The organism is Chitinophaga silvatica (assembly GCF_003419895.1).
In the GTDB taxonomy this organism is placed as follows: Bacteria; Bacteroidota; Bacteroidia; order Chitinophagales; family Chitinophagaceae; genus Chitinophaga; species Chitinophaga silvatica.
Genome location: NZ_QPMM01000002.1, coordinates 544,309 through 566,651 on the forward strand (window position 1 = coordinate 544,309; position 22,343 = coordinate 566,651).

Genomic DNA, 22,343 nt, shown 5'->3' on the forward strand with positions numbered 1-22,343 from the left:
TCGACTATTTAAAAAGATAATATTATAACTTTGCGGGTAATCTAAACTAAAGACAATATTTATAACAATTTAACGCTGAACTGAAGTTGGAAAAAACCGCAACTCATACCAACATCTCCGCATATCATGCCCGTTTAAATAAAGGGGTGACTTCTGTTGGGTTCAATGTCTTTAGATTTCTGCTCCGACGACCTAGAATTTGATAGCGACATAGTTGTAGAAACTATCGCTATCGCACCGTGATTTCCCAATCATTCGGTGAGCCTTTCCTGTAATGGAAAAATTTCAATGTAGTTTATTGATTCACGATTTCAATTTAAAAAGTTGGAAAATCAACATATCATCGTTAGGGTAGCCACGCCTGACGACATTCACTATTCAAACATCATCACAGACGAGATGGAAGCTTCTGCAAAGGCGCGTGGAACTGGTATTGCCAAGCGTTCGCCTGAGTATGTAGAGCTCAAAATGAGGGAAGGAAAAGCCGTGATAGCTGTCACGGAAACGGGTGACTGGGTTGGTTTTTGTTATATTGAAGCTTGGGGCCATGAAAAGTTTGTTGCTAACTCCGGCTTGATCGTTAATCCAGCCTTTAGAGGTCATGGTGTTGCTAAATCGATCAAGAAAAAGATCTTCGAATTATCCAGACAAAAGTACCCTGAGTCCAAAATTTTTGGATTAACGACTGGTTTGGCCGTTATGAAAATCAACTCAGAGCTGGGATATGAACCTGTTACCTATTCAGAGCTGACTGATGATGAAGAATTCTGGAAAGGATGCAGAAGCTGTGTAAACTTTGATATTCTCACAAGCAAAAACAGAAAAAACTGTTTATGTACCGCTATGCTCTATGATCCTACCGAAAAGCTGAAAGAGGCAGAAGAAAGAGCAATGGCAGATAAAGCTGCTGAAGAAGAAAAAAAACAAAATCAACTCTCTGTTAGTGCTGAAGGACAAATTCAGCAAGATCGCCGTCTTCGTGGCTTCAAAGGCAACATTAAGTTATATGAGCGATGGCTGCGATTCAAACGATATGTGCTATTGAAAAGCAAAAAAGAAGGCGGGGCTACCGGCTCTAAAAAGAAATTTTTCCTGTTCTGAACAGGCTGTAAATATTGTTATCTGGAATTATAAAAAAAGATGTCATAATGAAAAAAGTAGTACTGGGATTTAGCGGAGGACTTGATACTTCCTATTGCGTTAAATATCTGACCGATGATAAAGGTTACGAGGTGCATTCTGTGATCGTTAACACAGGTGGTTTTTCAGAAGAAGAACTGCAGGAAATAGAAAGACGCGCTTATAACCTGGGCGTTAAAAGTCATAAAACTGTTAATGCAATACAATCTTATTATGATGGCGTGATCAAATATCTCATCTTCGGTAACGTATTGAAAAATAATACTTACCCTCTGAGTGTGAGCGCAGAGCGCATGAGCCAGGCACTGGCCATCGCCGAATATGTGAAAGAGGTTGGTGCTGATGCAGTAGCTCATGGTAGTACCGGAGCTGGTAATGATCAGGTTAGATTTGATATGGTTTTCCATATAATGATACCAGGAGTTGAAATCATTACTCCTATCCGCGATATGAAATTAAGCCGTGAAGATGAAATCTCTTACCTGAAATCAAAAGGTGTGCAGATGAATTTCGATAAAGCGGTATACTCAATCAATAAAGGACTTTGGGGTACTTCTGTTGGTGGTAAGGAAACCCTGACCTCTAACGGTATGTTACCAGAAGAGGCCTGGCCTACTCAATTAACCAAACAAGGCGAAGAACAGGTAAAACTTACTTTTACCAAAGGTGAATTAACAGGCGTGAATGATAAAGCATTCGATCATCCTGCGGCTGCAATTCAATACCTGCAAACTATTGCCGGTGCTTATGCTATTGGTCGTGATATTCACGTAGGTGATACCATCATTGGTATTAAAGGTCGTGTTGGTTTTGAAGCGGCTGCTCCAATGGTGATCATCAAGGCTCACCATGCACTTGAAAAACACGTTCTTACCAAATGGCAGCTTACCTGGAAAGACCAGCTGGCACAGTTCTATGGCAACTATATGCACGAAGGTCAGATTATGGACCCTGTAATGCGTGATATTGAAGCATTCCTGCAACATACTCAGGAAAATGTAACTGGTGAAGTGTTTGTAACGCTGATGCCTTATCGTTTCCAGGTTACTGGTATCAACTCTCCATTTGATCTGATGAGCAGCAAATTCGGTAAATACGGAGAAATGAACAGTGGCTGGTCTGGTGAAGATGTAAGAGGATTTAGCAAAATCTTTGGTAACCAAACAATGATCTGGCACCAGGTTAAAAACTCTAACTAATGGGAGAGATAAAAAAAATTAAAGCAGGAATTATCGGAGGTGCCGGGTATACGGGCGGAGAAATGATCAGGTTGTTACTCAACCATCCTGATGTAACCATTTCTTTTGTTCATAGCCGTAGCAATGCCGGTAACCCGTTATATGCAGTGCATGCCGATTTATTAGGAGATACCGACATGGTATTTACCGGTGAATTGAGCAATGACGTTGATGTTGTATTCTTATGTCTCGGGCATGGTGAATCTAAAAAGTTCATGGAATCAACAGATCTGGCACCACATATTAAAGTAATAGACCTGAGCCAGGATTTTCGTTTAGGCGAAACGGTGAAAGGCAGAACCTTTGTATACGGATTGCCGGAAATGCAGCGCGACGTTATTAAAACCGCGCAAAATATAGCGAATCCGGGTTGTTTTGCTACCGCTATTCAGTTAGGTTTACTGCCTTTGGCAGCAAATGGATTACTGACCGATGTACATACAACCGGTATTACCGGTTCAACCGGCGCTGGTCAGAAACTGCAGGCTACCTCACACTTTACCTGGAGAGCAAACAACATCTCTACTTATAAAGTATTAGATCATCAGCACCTGAAAGAAATCCGACGAAGCCTACAGCAATTGCAGCCTGGCTTCAGTGACGATGTAAACTTCGTTCCGGTGCGTGGAGATTATCCAAGAGGAATCTGGATAACCTCTTACCTGAAAAGCGATCTCTCGTTAGAGGCTGCAGTGAAGCTGTATAAAGATTATTACGATGGCCATCCATTCACTCATGTGAGTGAAAAACAAATAGATCTTAAACAGGTTGTAAACACTAACAAATGTTTAATTCAACTGGAGAAAATTGGTGACAAATTAGTTATCCACTCTATTGAAGACAACCTGCTGAAAGGAGCTTCCGGACAAGCAGTTCAGAATATGAATCTGATGTGCGGACTGGATGAAACAGCCGGACTTAAACTGAAGTCGATCGTGTTCTAAGTGTTTGATTATTTTTAACTTTTTAGCCAACATGAAACTTTTTGACGTTTATCCACTCAACGATATTATTATAGACAAAGCCTTTGGCTCTCATGTATGGGATGATAAAGGTACACAGTATCTCGACCTGTATGGTGGACATGCCGTGATCTCTATCGGCCATACACATCCTCATTATGTAAAGCGCCTTACAGATCAGCTGAATAAAGTAGGATTTTATTCCAACTCTGTTAAGATGCCGTTACAGGAACAATTAGCTGCTTTACTTGGAAAAGTTTCCGGGAAAGAAGATTATCAATTATTCCTTTGTAACTCAGGTGCAGAAGCTAATGAGAACGCACTGAAACTTGCTTCTTTCTATAACGGTAGAAAAAAGATCATTGCATTCAGAAAATCGTTCCATGGTCGTACTTCCCTGGCGGTAGCAGCAACTGATAATCCAAAAATTGTTGCTCCTGTTAATGAAACCGATAATGTAGTATTTCTGCCATGGCAGGATGAAGCTGCACTGGAAGCTGCTTTTAAGCAATATGAAGTAGCAGCGGTTATTATTGAAGGCATTCAGGGAGTAGGTGGTATTCAGGTAGCCGGCGAATCCTTTTTAAGGAAGATCAGAAGCTTGTGTGATGAATACAATGCTGTATTTATTGCAGATTCTATTCAGTGTGGATATGGCCGTAGCGGTAAGTTCTACTCACATGATTATGCAGGTGTAAATGCGGATATTTACACAATGGCTAAGGGTATGGGTAATGGCTTCCCAATCGGAGGTATTAGCATTGCTCCTAAATTTAAAGCTGTTTACGGTATGCTAGGCACTACCTTCGGTGGTAATCATATGGCTTGTGCTGCAGCGCTGGCGGTATTGGAAGTAATTGAGCAGGAGAACCTGATGGCCAATGCTGCAAAAATCGGAAACTATCTGATTGAGCAATTACGCAATTTCAAAGAAGTAATAGAAGTAAGAGGGCGCGGTTTAATGATAGGTATCGAATTACCAGATTCATTGGCTAATGTGAAGAAAGATCTGTTATTCAAACACAGAATCTTCACAGGAGAAGCCAAACCTAATGTTATCCGTTTACTGCCTTCACTGGCTTTAACTCAGGAGCATGCAGATCAGTTTTTAGAAGCATTTAGTAAAGAAGTGAAATAAAAATAAATGAAGCAATTTATTTCTACAGCAGATGTTCCCAGTGTCCCGAGACTAGTTGACATTGCGTTGAACTACAAAGCAGATCCTTTCAGAGATAAGGAGTTAGGGAAGAATAAAACAGTGGGCATGATATTTCTGAACCCAAGTTTACGTACTCGTTTAAGTACGCAGGTTGCGGCCAAAAACCTGGGGATGGAAGCAATTGTGTTTAACATCGATAAAGAAGGATGGGCGCTGGAAATGAATGATGGTGTTGTTATGAATGGTAACACTACAGAACATGTTAAGGAAGCAGCAGCGGTTATGGGGCAGTATTTCGATATACTGGCTATCCGTACTTTTCCTGGGTTGAAGAATAAAGAAGAAGATTATACAGAAAAATACATTAATCAGTTTATTAAATACGCTGGTGTACCGGTTGTAAGTCTGGAGAGTGCTACTTTGCATCCTTTACAAAGTCTGACCGATGTTATCACTATTAAAGAGCACTGGAATCAACCACGTAAACCAAAGGTGGTTATGACCTGGGCTCCTCATGTGAAGGCATTACCTCAGGCGGTTCCTAACTCTTTTGCTCAGTGGATAAATGCCTGGGGAGAAGCAGATTTCGTTATCACGCACCCTGAAGGATATGAACTGGACGAAAAATTTTCAGGAAATGCACGTATCGAGTATGACCAGAACAAAGCCCTGGAAGGTGCTGATTTCGTTTATGTGAAAAACTGGTCGTCCTACCGCGATTATGGTAAGATTATCAATTCTGATCCTTCCTGGACTTTCACTAACGAAAAACTGGCACTTACAAATGCTGCGAAAGTAATGCACTGCCTTCCTGTTAGAAGAAATGTAGTAATAGCAGACGAGGTACTGGATGGTCCTCAATCTATCGTTATTCAGGAAGCAGGTAACCGTGTTTGGGCTGCACAGGCTGTTTTAAGCGAAATACTGAAAGGAAAATGATCGATCTATTTATAATTAAAGTAGGCGGAAACGTTATTGATAATCCGGTATTGTTGCAAACTTTTCTTCAAAAGTTTGCAACAATACCCGGAAAAAAAATCCTGATACATGGTGGCGGAAAAATTGCTACCCGTATCGGTGATAAACTGGGAATTGAGTCGAAATACGTGGATGGTCGCCGCATTACCGATGCAGAAACCATCGACGTAGTGACTATGGTTTATGGAGGATTGGTAAACAAACAACTGGTAGCCCAATTGCAAGCCAATAACTGCAATGCAATAGGCTTAACCGGTGCAGATGCCAATATCATTCCGGCCGTTAAACGCCCTGTTAAAACCATCGACTATGGCTTTGTTGGAGATGTATATCCCGAACAACTAAATACAGCTCCCCTGAAAGCCCTGCTCGATGCCGGTATTACTCCTGTATTTGCTCCCTTAACACATGACGGTAAAGGACAAATATTAAATACAAATGCCGATACCATTGCATCATCACTGGCTATCGCATTATCTGCAAACTATCAGGTTCGATTGATCTATTGCTTCGAGAAAAAAGGAGTGTTAAGTGATCCAACAGACGATAATGCAGTCATTAACCTCATCAATAAAGATATTTACCAACAACTACTAACCGATAAAGTACTGTCAGACGGAATATTGCCTAAACTGCAAAATGCATTCGGAGCAATAGACAACGGTGTTAAAGAAGTATTGATCGGACATGCAGATGATGTACTAAGCAACACAACTGCAACAGTAGCAGGTACTTTAATATGCTAATAAATGTGGAACGAAAAACTATATGATGTGGCTGTGGCTTTGCTGAAGCAAATGATTGCCACCCCTTCATTAAGCCGGGAAGAAGATGGTACAGCCACGCTGATCAGCGAATTCCTGACTACCATGGATATTCCTCATGAGCGTCACCTCAATAATATTTGGGCCTACAACAAACATTACGATCCCGCTAAACGTAATATACTGTTAAATTCACATCACGATACTGTTAAACCTAATCCTCAATATACCCGCGATCCGTTTAGTCCGGATGTTGTTGACGGAAAACTTTACGGTTTAGGCAGTAATGATGCCGGTGGATGTCTGGTTAGCCTGATCGCCACCTTCCTGCATTTCTATCACCGCGAAGACCTTGGCTATAACATAATTCTAACAGCTACAGCGGAAGAAGAAATTAGCGGAGCAAACGGAATAGAAAGCATTCTTGATAAACTACCGGAAATAAGCTTCGCTATTGTAGGTGAACCTACGCTTACTCAACTGGCAATTGCAGAAAAAGGCCTCATGGTATTAGACTGCACCAGCTATGGAAAAGCTGGTCATGCTGCCAGAGAGGAAGGCGAAAATGCTTTGTATAAAGCCTTGCCAGATCTGAATTGGTTCAAGGACTATCGTTTCCCTAATGTTTCTCCAACATTAGGTCCGGTTAAAATGAGTGTAACGGTCATTAATACTTCAAATAAAGCACATAACGTAGTACCTGCCGACTGCTCTTTTGTAGTGGATGTTAGGGCTACTGATCAATATACGCTTGAAGAGTTGCTGGAAACCATTAAAGCAAATGTTTCCTGCGAAGTAAAGCCACGATCTATGCGAATGAGACCATCATTTATTCCGATGGATCATCCATTTGTGCAAGCAGGACTATCAATAGGTAAAACTTGTTATGGTTCTCCTACCACATCAGATCAGGCTTTGATACCAGCAACTTCAGTAAAGATGGGACCTGGCGATTCCGCCCGCTCTCATACCGCAGATGAATATATTCACCTGCATGAAATTAAAGAAGGTATCGATAGTTATATCAGGTTACTGGAAATGATCCAGTAATGTGTTTATTCAAAACTTGATAAAACATATTTACAATGAAATTGTGGCAAAAAGATAAAGTAGCATTGGAGTCGGTAGAACGTTTTACGGTGGGAAAAGACCGTGAAATGGATGCTTACCTTGCGCCGTTTGATGTACTGGGCTCTATGGCTCATATTACAATGCTGCAATCTATTGGGTTGTTGGAAGCAGAAGAACTGAAAATTCTGAAACAGGAATTGCGTAATATTTACCAGGAGATATTGGCCGGTGATTTTAAACTGGAAGACGGAGTTGAAGATATCCATTCCCAGGTAGAATTACTCTTAACCCGTCGCCTGGGCGAAGTTGGAAAAAAGATTCACAGTGGCAGATCAAGGAATGATCAGGTGCTGGTAGATCTTAAGCTTTTTCTGCGCCACGAATTACAGGAAATAGTTACAGAAGTTCTTGCTTTGTTTCATTTATTACAACAACAAAGCGAAGCCTATAAAAACCAACTGATGCCAGGTTATACGCATTTACAGATTGCGATGCCTTCATCATTTGGTTTATGGTTTGGCGCATACGCCGAAAGCCTGGTGGATGATCTGACCATGCTTCAGGGAGCCTATAAGGTGGTAAACAAAAATCCACTTGGCTCTGCTGCCGGTTATGGTTCGTCTTTTCCGTTGGATCGTGAGCTGACCACTTCTTTGCTGGGTTTTGAGGCACTGAATTATAATGTGGTGTATGCACAGATGGGCCGTGGTAAAACTGAAAAGCTGGTTGCATTTGCATTATCAGGAATTGCTGCTACCATTGCAAAGATGGCGATGGATATGACACTGTTTATGAACCAGAATTTTGGTTTTGTAAGTTTTCCGGATGAGTTGACAACCGGTTCCAGCATAATGCCGCACAAAAAGAATCCTGATGTTTGGGAACTGATTCGTTCTCATGGCAATAAATTGCAGGCATTACCAAATGAAATTGCGATGATGATAACTAACTTGCCATCTGGCTATCATCGTGATCTTCAGCTGTTGAAAGAAAACTTATTTCCGGCATTTCAGACGCTGAAAGATTGTATCAGCATGAGCAGATTGATGTTGGAAAACATCCGAATTAAAGACAATATTCTGGATGATGAAAAATATCAGTATCTGTTTAGTGTGGAGGTAGTGAATAATCTGGTGTTGCAGGGAGTTCCTTTCAGAGAGGCTTATAAGCAGATAGGAATGGATATTGAAAATGGTACATTTTCTCCTGCGAAAGAGGTAGCACATACGCATGCAGGTAGTATTGGAAATCTTTGCACTGCTCAGATTGCGGCGCAAATGGAAGTTGTTGTAAAAGGGTTTCCGTTTGAGGCAGTAGATAAGGCAATTGAGCGTTTATTGAATAGTTAGAATTGATTATTAGTTTGATATTAAGCAGCTGCAAGGGTTATTGCGGCTGCTTTTTTATTGCGGTTGTTTGGAGCTTAATCATTTTAATTAGAACTATTTCACTAAGAGTGTAAAGTTAAAAAAATCGGAGCCCGAACACCGATTTTTTGACTTTACACAGTTTATGAGATAGTGTCTGTTAATTGAGCTTTTCTTTTCCTGGGTTCTTTATATAAACTTCCTTGTATCTCAAACTCACAATTTTCAATCAATTTTCTCCTCTCTTTGGGAAAGATAGATAGGTCATCAGGATATATTTTAATAAATGTGAAATAGGTTTCATCTATCCATTTATCAAATTTTTCATTTTTATAAAATGAAGCTGGAGACATCTCAATAAAATGCGTTTCTGAATAAATATTATATTCATGTCGAAAACATATTGTTGGAAACAACTTTATTGCCTCTGTAAGTTTGTTTTGAAGGTATTCACTAGATGTCATAAGATCTGGTTTTAGCTATGATTAAAATTAGTTTGTAGATTGAAATAAATAATTGTTTAAGCAATCGATAATTGAAATAGATAATAGAATGGAGCGTTCACCATTACTACTACTAACCATTCTTTCCTGATAGTCAGAAAGGGTTCTCAAATTTTTTAACTCTACAATTTCTCTATTAAACTTTTTCCAATTGCAATCAAAGGTTTGTAACTCAATATTGAGGCGTTTAATCAGATATTGATGCACCCCCAGTCTGGGGATAACTTTCTTTTCTCTCTTCTTCCATTTGTCTGTCAGATAATCCTATTTTATAAAGTAGAATGTGTCTCATTAATTGTACGCAACTATAATATGCGCAATGTACCACAGACGGATAATAATATTTCATTTGCAAATGCCTGGCAGCATTAAAATTGATCTCCGATTTTATTTTCAAACAACTCATTTGGGCTAACAAATTTAAAACAGCAATGTAAGTACTAGCTTGCTAATAATAGTCAATTCATACCTTAAAATAATTTAACGAATACAAATTGGTTAAGAATGATAATTTTTGTTTGAAACGATAAATAGGATATTATTTTGAAGTCATTTGATTGTTAGAAAAATATCTTTTCTCATAAATTAGCTAATTGTGTTGTAACTTTTTTTCTACTTTTATATAAACTTCCTTGTATCTCAAACTCACAATTTTCAATGATATGTTTTCTTCTCTCTTTAGGAAAGAAACATAAACCTTCCGGATATAACGAAATGAATTCAAAAAAGGTTTTTTTCCTCCATTCTTTGAAGCTTATATCTTTTTTGAAGTATGAAGCTGGGGTAACTTCAATAAAATGAATTTCAGAATGGATATCATGTTCCTGCCTGCAATGTATTTGAGGAAATAACTTTACAGCTTCTGATAATTTGTTTTCGACATATTCTTGAGATGTCATAAGAATGGTTTTAAATGTAAATAATTGATTACCTGTTTTTTGGGAATTATTCCAATTTTATTTACAGAATAAAGTTTGTTATTAGGTAATTAGTGATAGAATTTGATAGATGCAAAGAACGTTGGCTCTTATTTCTATCGACAGGTCTTTCCTGATAATCTGATAGTATTCTTAATCTTTTTAATTCTCCAACCTCTTCATTAAACCTTTCCCAATCTATACCACAGTCTATTAACTCTATAGTTAGTCGTTTAATCAGATATTGATGCACCCCCAGGCTAGGATAACTTTCTTTTCTCTCTTCTTCCATTTGTCTGTCAGATAATCCTATTTTAAAAAGTAGAATGTGTCTCATTAATTGTACACAACTATAATATGCACAATGTACCACAGACGGATAATAATATTTCATTTGCAAATGCCTGGCAGCATTAAAATTGATCTCCGATTTTATTTTCAAACAACTCATTTGGGCTAACAAATTTAAAACAGCAATGTAAGTACTAGCTTGCTAATAATAGTCAATTCATACCTTAAAATAATTTAACGAATACAAATTGGTTAAGAATGATAATTTTTGTTTGAAACGATAAATAGGATATTATTTTGAAGTCATTTGATTGTTAGAAAAATATCTTTTCTCATAAATTAGCTAATTGTGTTGTAACTTTTTTTCTACTTTTATATAAACTTCCTTGTATCTCAAACTCACAATTTTCGACGATTTTCGATCTCCCTCTTGGATGAATACAAATACCTACGGGATATTTTTGTTTAAAAAACGACATTATTGTAGTGTCCAACCATTTATCAAATTCTTTGTTTTTATAAAAAGAAGAGGGGCAAATCTCAATGTAATATGCTTCTGCGAAGATGTCATATTCGCAACGGCAACGAATTTTGGGAAAGAGATTAACAGCTTCTATAAGTTTATTTTCAATATATTCTTTTGATGTCATAAGATTTGATTGTAGTTGTATTTTATAACCTTTAAATAGACTTGACTGAATCCTGAATAAAAAATGTTTTTAAACAATTGATGATTGAGTAGCATAATATAATAGACCGTTGACTGTTATTCTCACTAATAACTTTATCCTGGTAATCAGACCTCGTTCTTAATTTTCTTAACTCTTCAATTTCGTTATGAAATTTTTTCCAATCACAATCACCATTCTGTAATTCAAGGGTTAACCTTTCAATCAAATATTGATGTACCCCTAAACTGGGATAGTATTCTTTCCTATCTTCCTCCATCTGCCTATCCGATAACCCTATATTAAATATCAATACATGCCTCATTAACTGTATACAGCTATAATATGCACAATGTACCACAGACGGATAATAATATTTCATTTGCAAATGCCTGGCAGCATTAAAATTGATCTCCGATTTTATTTTCAAACAACTCATTTGGGCTAACAATTTTAAGGCGATAATGTAAGTACTCCAAATTAAATAACCAGCAATCCTTAACTTAAAATATTTTAATGAATAGAGATTAAATCAGAAGGATATTTTCAATATAAATACGATAAAATAATCATCGGCTTGTAATTTTTTCTTCTGATTTTTTGAACTGGATGCATTGTACTTGAAACTTACTAATTACGTAGGTTAATTAAATTTACTACCACTTTAATTATCATCTCTTTTTCATCAGGTTTAGACTCAGCTATCATTAAAGTTATCGCTACTAATGCATTATCAGCAATTTTTCTTGAACCATCCAAATGATAAAGGATATTATTTTTCTCTAAAAACCACACAAATAAGAAAGCCGCAATGCGTTTATTGCCATCAGTAAAAGAATGATTTTTAATAACAAAATAGTGCAGGTTAGCTGCCTTTTCTTCTACACTTGGATAAAGATACTGACCTCCGAATGTCATGTAAATAGCAGCCAGAGAACCCTGAAACGATTCATCCTTCTCGTTTCCAAATAAACTACTTCCATCAAATTTGTTCCGGAGCTCCTTAATAGCCTCTATTGCAGAAGGATAGCTAATTTCAAACAAGTTAACTGAGGTAGTCGATTCAATTTGCAAAACTTGTTGATCATATTGATCTAACACATCTAAGGCATAGGTGTAATCCGTGATAACTTTTAATAAACCCATTGCTTCACCAGTATTTAGGTTTTGAGTTTCCATAACATTTCCCAATAATCTAACCGTTTGCTTCAGCTCATCTAATTTGCGTGACTGTTCCTGAAAGCGCTTTTGGTCGATAGAATAGCCGCTGATCAGGTATTCTTTCAAAACTTTGTTTGCCCAAATTCGGAACTGAGTGCCACGTTGAGATTTAACCCTATAACCAACAGAAATTACCACATCAGGATTATAGAAATTAATAGGTTTTTTAGCAAATTCGGAATTTCCGAATTTCTTCATAGTTGATTCCTGATCAATTTCTTTTTCTTTATATATTTTATTAATATGTTCATTAATAGTATATTTTTTGCTTTTTGAAATAAAAAACTCATCTGGTCCTGAGTAAGCCAAACAGTATCATTTTCCAACTTAACATCGATTCTTAAATCACCTTCTGAATTCTGATAAATGAATACTTGATCATCTTTCATATGATTGTAAAAATGTAAAGTTCATGAGGTATATATACTAGCCTCTAAATCATATTGCTTGTATATAAGGATTAACTGAAAAAGTATCTGGCAGATCTGGTTTTATTTTCAAACAACTCATTTGGGCTAACAATTTTGAGGCGCTAATGTAAGTACTCCAAATTAAATAACGAGCAATCCTTGACTTAAAATATTTTAATGAATAGAGATTAAATCAAGGTGATAATTTCAATATAAAAAAGATAAAATGATCATCAATATAATTAAAAGAAAAAAGGTCTGACAGTGAATGTCAGACCTTTTGTATAATGGTTAGGATATGGCTATAACCCAATTGTTATTCCTGCAAAGAAATTGGTTCCTGCCATTGGGTAATAGTAATTGTCGTAGATCACCTTATTCTGACTTGCATCGAAGTATGGCCAGGTGCTTCCATTAGGCTCATATTTCTTGTTGAAAATATTATTCAGCATAAACTGCAATCCCAGTTCGCGAAACAGTTTCTGAGGCACCAGATAATTGATACGCAAATTGCTGACAAAATATGGATCAAGACTACCAGCTATATTGGATGTATTATCCATATACTGTCTGCTTACATATTTTCCAATTAAATCTATATTCAGATCTTTAACTGGTCTTGCTGTGAAAGTAGCGCCACCAACAAAAGCCGGTGAGAAGGAAATGTTAGCCTTATTGATCACCTGTGTATGGACGTCGGCATTTTCGTCATAGGTCACAGCATGGTAATCCAGAACTTTATTACTGCTTAAAGCTCCATTGGCTGCAATACTGAACATTGGCGACAGATTCACTGATCCATTCACTTCAACGCCTAAACGATAGCTTTTAGGAATATTGGTACGGATGTAGGCACCTACATCTGTTAACATCCCGGTTTGTACAAGCTGATTTTTATAGCGCATATAGTAAACATTGGCTTCTACAGCTGCTTTACTGCTTCTCCAGCTATACCCGGCTTCCAGGTCCTGTAGTTCTTCCGGTTTAGGAACTGAGGCTCCGTAATTGCTTTCAAAATCGCTGCGGGTAGGCTCTTTGTGCGCTAATGCTATGGATGCAAATACTCTGTTAGCTGCATTGATATTGTAGGAAATACCGGCTTTAGGATTGAAGAAGTTGTAATTCACATGCTCAATATATGTTGGTGCAGCTTCAAATCCATCCATGTAGTACATGATGTTACGATATTGTACATCCGCGAATAAACTTAACTGCTGAGTTAATTTATATTCGTTTTTCCAGTAGATATTGAAATCATTTTTTTGAGCTGGGTAACGGTAATACTCCTGATCTTTGTTGATACCAACTTGTGCCCAGATGATTTTACCATAATGATCGCCGGTATATCTGTTCCATCCACCACCAAGGCTCCAGTTATATTTATTGCCGGTGCGGTTAACAGAAAATACAGTACCATAGAAATAATTATCTAACCAAAGCTGTCTGACTAAATCTGTAGTGTGAACTGAATCTCCATTAATAATCGGGTATTCCAATCCATATTCCGAGTATTCCTGTTGTGCTCTGTATTGTTCATAGTAACCTCTTCCCCTGGTCATGTGAAGAGCTACGTTGAAGTTGAGATGTGAATTGATTTTCTGGTTGAGGAACAACTGATAATGATCTTGCTGATAGTTATCAGTTTCATTGTCGTATGGAGTTCCTGGTTTTTTAGTACCGGCTGAATTATAAGTTCTGTCGGTAAGTAATTTATCTTCCGGTACACCATTCCATGCCTGATAGGTTTTTTCTTTTCCGGAGAAAACATTCAGTCTTATGGCGGTATTGTCGGAGATATAAGCTGCAGAGGTATAGAAGGAACGGAGGTCGGAGGTCGCACGATCTATATATCCATCTGAAGAGATTTTAGACAATCGGGCATCAATGGTAAAATGATTGTTGATAAGTCCTGAACCTGCTTTAACAGTATGTTTCCAGCTATTGAATGAGCCATAGCTGTTACTGATTTCTCCATACGCTTTTTCATTGAATTCATTGGTAGAGAGATTTAATGATGCTCCGAAAGCACCGGCACCATTGGTTGAAGTACCAACACCTCTTTGAAGTTGAATGCTATTCGTTGACGAAGCAAAATCCGGCATATTCACAAAAAATGTTCCCTGGGATTCGGCATCATTAATAGGAATACCATTTACGGTAACATTGATTCTGGTAATATCTGAGCCACGAACTCTCATTCCGGTGTATCCGATTCCCGTACCTGCATCCGAGTTAGTAACTACAGAGGGTTGCTGATCCAATAATAGTGGCAGATCCTGACCCAGGTTTTGTTTTTTAATATCGGCCGCGGTCAGTGTTGTGCTAACAAATGGAGAATTTTTGCCGGCTCTCAAACTACTGATCTCAACAGGTTTTACAAAGAGTGTAATTGCTTCCAGGGAAATATTGAGCTGTTGTGGCTGACCAGTGGTGGTAATGGTAGCAGTATAATTTTTATAGCCAATATAGCTGGCATTAATGGTATAAGTTCCCTGTTTGGAAAGACGGATGCTGTAATGTCCTTCCTGGTTGGTAAGATCGCCGGTTTTGCTGATGCTGATAGTTACCCCTTCTAAAGGTTTTCCGGTTGAAAGGTCGGTAACGGTACCAGTGACAAGCGATTGTGCGTTTACAGCGCCAACTATGCAAAGTAGCGCTAATAACATTAGCTGTCTCATTTAATTATGTCTGTTTTCTATTTAGTCATTCCTAACCAGCATTACCTGGTCAAGGTTCCTTGGGTGTGATCTCAGCCTGAAAAGTAAGGCACCCCATTTATGGTATTTGCGTATAACGCAGTACAAAGGTATAGATGTGAATTTTAAAATAAGAAATTATTTTTCGGATGAATAAAATAGTGTAATTTGAATAGGTACTTCTTTAGGTCATCATTTCTAAATTTTTTAACCATTTAATCTTTATTACTGATGATCAGAATGCAGCTAATCGGGCATTTAGGCCGCGATGTAGTAAAAAGAGAAGTTAACGGTGCTGTTGTATTTTCTTTCCCGGTAGCCGTCAATGAGCGTTTTAAAAATGCTCAGGGTGTCCTGGAGGAAAGAACTACCTGGGTAGATTGCTCTTTATGGGATCGGGGAAACGTTGCACCCTATTTAACGCAGGGAACAATGGTTTTTTTAGACGGGGTTCCCAAAGTGGAGGCCTTTATTTCAAAAGCCGGAGTACTCACAGGTGCAATTAAGTTTAGAGTATTCTCTATTCAACTGCTAAGCAGCAGAGATGAAGAAAGAAGAAAAGTAATCCTTTCAGAGGTGCCGGTTCCAGAAACAGAACCATCCGTAGAGCAGCCCGCTGACGACCTTCCATTTTAATTTAAGTGTATTTGTATTCCATTATAAAGCCAGCAATTGCTGGCTTTTTTACTTTTTTTAAGAATTATTTGTTAGTTAAATTTAAGTACCCTATCTTTGCACCCTCATTGCGAGGTAGAGCAGAGGTAGCTCGTCGGGCTCATAACCCGAAGGTCAGTGGTTCGAATCCGCTCCTCGCTACAAATAAACGCTGAAGAGCGATAAAGATTAGAGCCGAAGAAATTCGGCTTTTTTTATTTGCGTAAGTTTGAGGCCATTGCCTCCTAATTAGATGTCATGCACAAAGCAGGTTTTGTAAATATTTTCGGTAAGCCCAATGCGGGAAAAAGCACCTTGTTAAACGCTATAATTGGCGAGAAACTCGCTATTATTTCTCCTAAAGTGCAAACTACCCGACACCGTATAACCGGGGTACTCACTCAACCCGATTACCAGATTGTATTTTCCGATACTCCGGGTATTATTGATCCTAAATACAAGCTGCATGAGAAAATGATGGGAGCAGTGAAGTCGGCACTCGAAGATGCTGATGTTGCTTTACTCATCCTTGATGTAAAGGACTCTTTAGCCGAAAATCTTGAATTATTCGACTCCCTGAAATTGAAAGTACCGGTGATCCTGGTACTCAATAAAATCGATAAGCTCTCTAAGGAAGAACAAGCCGAATTAGAAGCTAAAGCTAAAGAATGGGGGAAGGCTACGGCTGTTGTACCTATTTCTGCTATGCAAGGTAAAGGAGTGAAGGACTTGCTGGCAACTATTGTAAAACTATTGCCGGAAGCTAATCCTTTCTATCCGGAAGATACACTAACGGACAGGTCTACACGCTTTTTTGTTGCTGAGATTATTCGCGAAAAAATATTTCAACTGTTCAAAGAAGAAATTCCGTACCATACTACGGTTATCGTTAATCAATTCCAGGAAAAAGACACACTGACGAAGATTTCAGCTGAAATAATTGTTACCCGCGAAACGCAGAAAGCAATTATTCTTGGTGAAAAAGGTAAATCAATTCGTGAGATAGGCACTTTAGCACGTCAGGACATCGAAAAATTCATCGAAAGAAAAGTATTCCTGGAACTCTTCGTGAAAGTACGCGGTAAATGGCGCGATAACGATACATTCCTGAAAGAATACGGTTATTAATTGATCATTCGAAATAATAATAAAAATGGCTGGATATACAGTAGCTATTGTAGGCCGCCCGAACGTAGGCAAATCAACATTGTTCAACCGTTTGCTTGAACAACGTAAAGCAATTGTAGACGATCAGAGTGGGGTAACCAGAGATCGTCAGTACGGCATCGCCGATTGGAACGGCAAAACGTTTAACGTTATTGATACAGGCGGATTTGTTTCTAATAGTGATGATGTTTTCGAACGTGAAATTCGTAAACAGGCGAAAGTGGCGATGGAAGAAGCAAATCTCATTATTTTCATGTGCGACGTAGCCACCGGAATTACCGACCTGGATGAAGATGTTGCTGATGTTTTACGTCGTACTTCCAAACCTGTATACCTGGTTGTTAATAAAGTTGATAACAGTCAGCGCCAATTGGAAGCTACCGAATTTTATAGCTTGGGATTCGAAAATATTTTCTTCCTTTCTTCTATGTCGGGCAGTGGTACAGGTGAACTCCTGGATGCTGTAGTATCTCATATTACACCTGAAATGGGAGAAGCCACGTTGGAAACCGATATTCCTAAAATTGCGATTATTGGTCAGCCTAATGTTGGTAAATCATCTTTGTTGAATGCACTGATAGGAGATGAGCGTAATATCGTATCTGATATTGCTGGTACCACCCGTGATACTATTCATACTCATTACAACATGTTCCAGAAGGATTTCATGTTGATAGATACCGCCGGAATTCGTCGTAAAGCTAAAGTGCAGGAAGACCTTGAGTTTTATTCTGTAATTCGCGCTATTAAGGCAGTAGATGAGGCTGATGTGGTAATGTTGCTACTGGACGCTGAAAAAGGTATTACTGCCCAGGATTTGAGCATTTACAGCCTTGCTGCACGTAAAGGTAAAGGTGTTGTGGTATTGGTGAATAAATGGGATTTGATAGAAAAGGCTACCAACACCGCCAGAGATTATGAAAAAGAACTGAAAAACAGACTTGCTCCATTCTCTGATGTGCCTATCATCTTCACTTCTGTAACCGAGAAACAACGTATATTCAAAGCTATTGAAACAGCGCTCGAAGTTTACGAAAACCGCCTGCGCCGCATTCCTACTTCTACACTGAATGATGTAATGCTAAAAGCTATTGAAGCATATCACCCTCCTGTTGTAAGGGGTATTCCTATCCGTATTAAGTATGTAACTCAGTTGCCAACTCATACGCCTGCGTTTGCTTTCTTCTGTAACTTACCGGATGATGTAAAGACTCCTTATCGTAATTACCTGGAAAATCAACTTCGCTCGCACTTCGATTTCAGAGGGGTTCCGTTGAAATTATTCTTCAGGAAAAAATAATAGAGTAGTAGATTTTGTAATTTATAATTATTGTGCATAACTTTGCGGCGGTTTTAAAAACACAAAACAAAATCAACATGAAAAAAGTATTTGTATTCGCTATCGCTGCTGGTATGTTCTTCGTAGCTTGTAACGGTGGTAGCACTCCTGCTGCTGATTCTACTGCAACTGCTCCTGTAGACACAATGAACGCTGAACCAGCTCAGGTTCCTGCTGCTGATTCTACTGCTCACCTGGATTCTACTGCAACTCCAGCTACTGGTGATTCAGCTGCAACTCCAGCTAAGTAAGAGATTATTATAATTGATAATAAATCTTTCTTGCAAGAAATTGAAAAAGGCCATCTCTACTTAGTAGAGATGGCCTTTTCAATTATACTTCTTCATAATTTTAATCTTCCAGAATACTCGCCAGATTTATAAGCTCATTTTGCTTATAGCTATCTTTTTCGTCCTGAAAACATTTCGATAGCTCTTCCAGCAGGAACTGAATAATCTGCTTATTGGATTGCGGTTTGAAATAAGAAGGTACCGGAGGTACTGATACCCGTCTTAAATAGGTGTCCACATCCTGTTGTGTGTAAATCTGACCTTGTATCGGATCAATAAAAAATAAAATCCTGTAATCAGATGGATCTATAGGCCCGGAAAAGTCTATAAAACTGTCGAAATACGCCAGAATAAACTGTCGGGGTATCTTTACTGCATAAACTGGTAAATCAAGCATTGCACAAAGCGTCTGATAGATAATACCGTTAGTAACAGGATTACCTTTCTTCGATTCAATAACCTGATTAATGAAGAACTGATTTCTTCGCTGGTACGATACTTCTTCTCCCTTAAGCCCAAAATAGTTGTAGATCATACTATTCAGTACATTGATCTGCTCAAGCGGGGTTAGATAATTATTCAGCTCCAGCCAGATATTTCGTTTAATCCGATCTATTTCTGTCAGGATCTGGTTATCTAACAAGTCAGGGAATTGATATTTAGCAGTTAAAATAGCTCCTTGAAGTAAATCCGGCATCTCAGAACGCCCCCATCCACGAAGTGCCGATTGAAGGTCCTGGTAATGCACACGGTGAATCAGCAATTCTATCCTTTCCTGAATAGCCTCGTCGATTGTATTCTCCCACAAATTCTCCAGGTTTGGAATGATTTCCTTGCCATAAAGCAAAATCTTATTGGCAACAGTATCAAATACCTCTACATCTGGATCATCCAACAGGTGGAACAAAGCATTTATTTCTCTGTTTTCATTCATACCATTATTATGATCAGTGGTAATCATTAAATAATGATCCAGTTGGCAAATTAAATAATACGCGTATCAATTGCACTGCAGTAATTATCCATTGCCTGTTTCATCATCATTTTTTACCACCGCGTTATTCAGCTTTCTTCTTCCTTGGCGCTGCTTTTTTCTTAGGTGGATTTGCTTTAGCTTCTTCAATAATAGCTTTAGCTTCTTCCACTGTTAAATCAGCTGCGTTATCAATTTTTTCTTTCGGTATTTTGAAATTCTTTAAGCCTTGTTTGATATATGGGCCATAAGGACCTTTGAGAATTTGAATTTTTTCTTTTTCGAATATTTTGATCGTTCTCTCGTCTTTGGCTGCACGCTTTTCAACAATTAACGGTTCAATTTCATCCAACTCTACGGTGTATGGGTCCATTTCTTTCTTTAAGGAATAGAATTTCTTGTCGTGCTGCGCATACGGACCAAATCTACCGATATTTATTATAACATCAGAATCTTCGAACTGCCCCAGATTTCGTGGTAGTTTGAAGAGTTCCATTGCTTCATCCAATGTAATTGTTTCAATACTCTGGGTTGCTTTCAGTTTTGCAAAGCGAGGTTTTTCCTCATCTTCCGCACTACCAATCTGAATCATCGGACCATAACGACCCATACGGGCTACGATTGGTTTGCCTGTTGCTTCATCCACACCCAAAGGACGTTCTCCTTTTACTCTTTCTGCGTTTTCCAATGTGTTTTCCACATCTTTATGGAATGGAGAATAAAACTCCTTCAGCATTTTATTCCATTGCTTTTTACCGCTGGCTATTTCGTCAAATTCTTCTTCAATCTTAGCAGTAAAACCATAATCCATTACATTATTGAAATATTGGTTCAGGAAATCTGTAACAATCATACCCAGGTCGGTAGGGAATAACTTCGATTTCTCAGCTCCTGTATTTTCTGTTTCTGTAACCTTGGAGATTTTATCATTTTTAAGTGATAAAACTCTGTAATCCCTTTTCACTCCTTCCTTATCACGTTTTTCAACGTAATTACGCTTTTGTATGGTCGTAATAGTTGGAGCGTAGGTAGATGGACGTCCAATTCCCAATTCTTCCAGTTTTTTAACCAGGCTGGCCTCAGTATAACGAGGAGCTGGGCGGGAGAAGCGTTCAGTAGCTTTCATTTCTTTAAGATCCAGCGACTGTTTTACAGCCAGTGGAGGTAAAGAACCTTCCTGATCTTCTGATTCTTCCTCGTCATCATTACTTTCGAGGTATACTTTAAGGAAGCCATCAAACTTCAATACTTCTCCACTGGCAGATAATTCCTCGTGGTTGGTACTGATATCTATTTTAGCGATGGTTTTTTCAAGTTCCGCATCCGACATCTGGCTGGCGATGGTACGCTTCCAGATCAGTTCGTAGAGGCGGCGGGTATCACTATCGTCAACAGTCGTGTTCTCCATATAAGTAGGACGAATAGCTTCGTGAGCTTCCTGAGCCGATTCGTTCTTATTCTTAAACTTACGGTGTTGGTGATATTTATCTCCGAATGTTCCCTTGATCGATTTTTCGATGTCCTGCATCGCGGTATCGGAGAGGTTTACGGAGTCGGTACGCATATAGGTGATATTCCCACTTTCATACAGTTTTTGCGCTAAAAGCATGGTTTTAGATACGCTATAGCCCAATTTACGGCTGGCTTCCTGTTGTAAGGTAGAAGTGGTGAAAGGAGCAGCCGGTGATTTTTTACCTGGCTTTACCTGAATATCTTTAACTGTATATGCAGCTCCTACGCATTGCTGCAGGAATTTTTCAGCATCCTCTGCCGTTTTGAACTTATTAGGACCTTCAGCTTTAAAGGAGATATTTTTACCATTAATATCTTTTCCGGTAAAATAGGCATCTACTTTAAAGGTACTGGTAGAATGGAAAGCATTGATTTCTCTTTCACGTTCAACAATCAATCTAACAGCTACGGATTGCACTCGACCGGCAGATAATGAGTTACGCATACTCATTTTTCGCCATAAGACTGGAGAGATTTCAAAACCTACGATTCTGTCGAGTATTCTGCGGGCCTGCTGGGCATTTACCCTATCCATATCCAGCTTACGCGGATGTTGAACGGCATTTTCGATGGCCGGTTTGGTAATTTCATGGAAAACGATGCGCTTGGTTGTTTTAGGATCCAGGTTCAACACCTCACATAAATGCCATGAAATGGCTTCCCCTTCACGGTCCTCATCCGTTGCTAACCAAACCTCGTCGGTATCCTTCGCTAACTTCTTTAACTCCTTGACAACCTTCTCTTTATCTTCAGGGATCACATACTTAGGCTTGAAGTTATTTTCAATGTCTATCCCCATATCGTCTTTCTCCAGGTCACGTATATGACCGAAGCAAGACTTTACTTCAAAGTCATTGCCCAATATTTTTTCGATGGTCTTGGCCTTTGCCGGGGACTCAACTATAACTAGATTTTTTTTTGCCATGTATGCTTCTTTAATATACTGCTAAATACGCAAAATTCTGGAAAATAATAACTTCAATGAATTTCTGCAATGATATAAAAGTACCTTGAAATTAAAAA

Annotated in this window: 20 protein-coding genes and 1 tRNA gene; 13 read left to right on the forward strand and 8 right to left on the reverse strand. The window is 38.6% G+C overall.

From position 1 onward, the window contains the following. Nucleotides 1–324: 324 nt before the first annotated feature. From DVR12_RS06555 to argH, 8 genes are read left to right on the forward strand one after another with little or no spacing between them, the layout of a single operon-like run. Nucleotides 325–1,101: a GNAT family N-acetyltransferase gene (locus DVR12_RS06555; RefSeq protein WP_116974812.1), complete on the forward strand. Its 777-nt coding sequence runs from the start codon at nt 325–327 to the stop codon at nt 1,099–1,101. A 47-nt stretch (nt 1,102–1,148) separates the two neighbouring features. Next, nucleotides 1,149–2,339 (forward strand): argininosuccinate synthase, encoded by a 1,191-nt coding sequence (locus DVR12_RS06560; RefSeq protein WP_233522140.1) that lies wholly within the window; start codon nt 1,149–1,151, stop codon nt 2,337–2,339. Beyond that, nucleotides 2,339–3,322 (forward strand): N-acetyl-gamma-glutamyl-phosphate reductase, encoded by a 984-nt coding sequence (gene argC / locus DVR12_RS06565; RefSeq protein WP_116974813.1) that lies wholly within the window; start codon nt 2,339–2,341, stop codon nt 3,320–3,322. The genes DVR12_RS06560 and argC overlap by 1 nt, the downstream gene beginning before the upstream one ends. A gap of 31 nt (nt 3,323–3,353) precedes the next feature. Beyond that, nucleotides 3,354–4,478, forward strand: coding sequence for an aspartate aminotransferase family protein (locus tag DVR12_RS06570; RefSeq protein ID WP_116974815.1), 1,125 nt, complete (start codon nt 3,354–3,356; stop codon nt 4,476–4,478). Nucleotides 4,479–4,484: 6 nt separating this feature from the next. After that, on the forward strand, nt 4,485–5,438 hold the full coding sequence (locus DVR12_RS06575; protein WP_116974817.1) for an N-acetylornithine carbamoyltransferase: 954 nt from the start codon (nt 4,485–4,487) through the stop codon (nt 5,436–5,438). Continuing rightward, nucleotides 5,435–6,223, forward strand: a complete 789-nt coding sequence (gene argB, locus DVR12_RS06580; protein ID WP_116974819.1) for an acetylglutamate kinase — start codon at nt 5,435–5,437, stop codon at nt 6,221–6,223. The genes DVR12_RS06575 and argB overlap by 4 nt, the downstream gene beginning before the upstream one ends. A 3-nt stretch (nt 6,224–6,226) precedes the next feature. Continuing rightward, the gene (locus tag DVR12_RS06585; protein WP_116974821.1) at nt 6,227–7,291 is read left to right on the forward strand and encodes a M20 family metallo-hydrolase; all 1,065 of its coding nucleotides are present in this window, start codon (nt 6,227–6,229) and stop codon (nt 7,289–7,291) included. A 35-nt stretch (nt 7,292–7,326) separates the two neighbouring features. Next, nucleotides 7,327–8,661: an argininosuccinate lyase gene (gene argH, locus DVR12_RS06590; protein WP_116974823.1), complete on the forward strand. Its 1,335-nt coding sequence runs from the start codon at nt 7,327–7,329 to the stop codon at nt 8,659–8,661. Between the two features lie 161 nt (nt 8,662–8,822). Here the strand turns inward: argH and DVR12_RS06595 are convergent, their stop codons facing one another. The 6 genes from DVR12_RS06595 to DVR12_RS06625 all read right to left on the reverse strand — a co-directional run bounded on the left by DVR12_RS06595 (nt 8,823) and on the right by DVR12_RS06625 (nt 15,367). Beyond that, the gene (locus DVR12_RS06595; RefSeq protein WP_116974825.1) at nt 8,823–9,143 is read right to left on the reverse strand and encodes a hypothetical protein; all 321 of its coding nucleotides are present in this window, start codon (nt 9,141–9,143) and stop codon (nt 8,823–8,825) included. 617 nt (nt 9,144–9,760) lie between these two features. Next, a complete protein-coding gene (locus DVR12_RS06600; RefSeq protein ID WP_116974828.1) occupies nt 9,761–10,081 on the reverse strand; it encodes a hypothetical protein in 321 nt (106 codons plus the stop codon). A 61-nt stretch (nt 10,082–10,142) separates the two neighbouring features. After that, a complete protein-coding gene (locus DVR12_RS27480; protein WP_147323421.1) occupies nt 10,143–10,391 on the reverse strand; it encodes a hypothetical protein in 249 nt (82 codons plus the stop codon). 331 nt (nt 10,392–10,722) lie between these two features. Next, nucleotides 10,723–11,040 carry a hypothetical protein gene (locus DVR12_RS06610; RefSeq protein WP_116974832.1) on the reverse strand — a complete coding sequence of 106 codons (318 nt, stop codon included), beginning with the start codon at nt 11,038–11,040 and terminating at the stop codon, nt 10,723–10,725. Nucleotides 11,041–11,688: 648 nt separating this feature from the next. Beyond that, entirely contained in the window at nt 11,689–12,588 is a 900-nt protein-coding gene (rhuM, locus tag DVR12_RS06620; protein WP_199417058.1) for a RhuM family protein, read from the reverse strand. Nucleotides 12,589–12,991: 403 nt separating this feature from the next. Beyond that, entirely contained in the window at nt 12,992–15,367 is a 2,376-nt protein-coding gene (locus DVR12_RS06625; protein ID WP_116974835.1) for a TonB-dependent receptor, read from the reverse strand. Between the two features lie 249 nt (nt 15,368–15,616). On the opposite strand from DVR12_RS06625, the gene DVR12_RS06630 reads away from it, so the two are divergent. The 5 genes from DVR12_RS06630 (at nt 15,617) to DVR12_RS06650 (ending at nt 18,796) form a co-directional block, all read left to right on the forward strand. Continuing rightward, nucleotides 15,617–16,021 carry a single-stranded DNA-binding protein gene (locus DVR12_RS06630; protein ID WP_116974837.1) on the forward strand — a complete coding sequence of 135 codons (405 nt, stop codon included), beginning with the start codon at nt 15,617–15,619 and terminating at the stop codon, nt 16,019–16,021. Nucleotides 16,022–16,129: 108 nt separating this feature from the next. Continuing rightward, a tRNA-Met gene (locus tag DVR12_RS06635) sits at nt 16,130–16,201 on the forward strand. A 96-nt stretch (nt 16,202–16,297) separates the two neighbouring features. Beyond that, complete coding sequence (era, locus tag DVR12_RS06640; RefSeq protein ID WP_116974839.1) at nt 16,298–17,167, forward strand: GTPase Era; 870 nt, start codon at nt 16,298–16,300, stop codon at nt 17,165–17,167. 25 nt (nt 17,168–17,192) lie between these two features. Next, nucleotides 17,193–18,506, forward strand: coding sequence for a ribosome biogenesis GTPase Der (gene der / locus DVR12_RS06645; protein WP_116974841.1), 1,314 nt, complete (start codon nt 17,193–17,195; stop codon nt 18,504–18,506). A 77-nt stretch (nt 18,507–18,583) separates the two neighbouring features. Next, nucleotides 18,584–18,796 (forward strand): hypothetical protein, encoded by a 213-nt coding sequence (locus DVR12_RS06650; RefSeq protein WP_116974843.1) that lies wholly within the window; start codon nt 18,584–18,586, stop codon nt 18,794–18,796. A 100-nt stretch (nt 18,797–18,896) separates the two neighbouring features. Here the strand turns inward: DVR12_RS06650 and DVR12_RS06655 are convergent, their stop codons facing one another. Continuing rightward, a complete protein-coding gene (locus DVR12_RS06655) occupies nt 18,897–19,796 on the reverse strand; it encodes a transglutaminase-like domain-containing protein (protein ID WP_233522148.1) in 900 nt (299 codons plus the stop codon). Nucleotides 19,797–19,893: 97 nt separating this feature from the next. Next, nucleotides 19,894–22,245 (reverse strand): type I DNA topoisomerase, encoded by a 2,352-nt coding sequence (gene topA, locus DVR12_RS06660; protein WP_116974845.1) that lies wholly within the window; start codon nt 22,243–22,245, stop codon nt 19,894–19,896. Nucleotides 22,246–22,343: the final 98 nt, after the last annotated feature.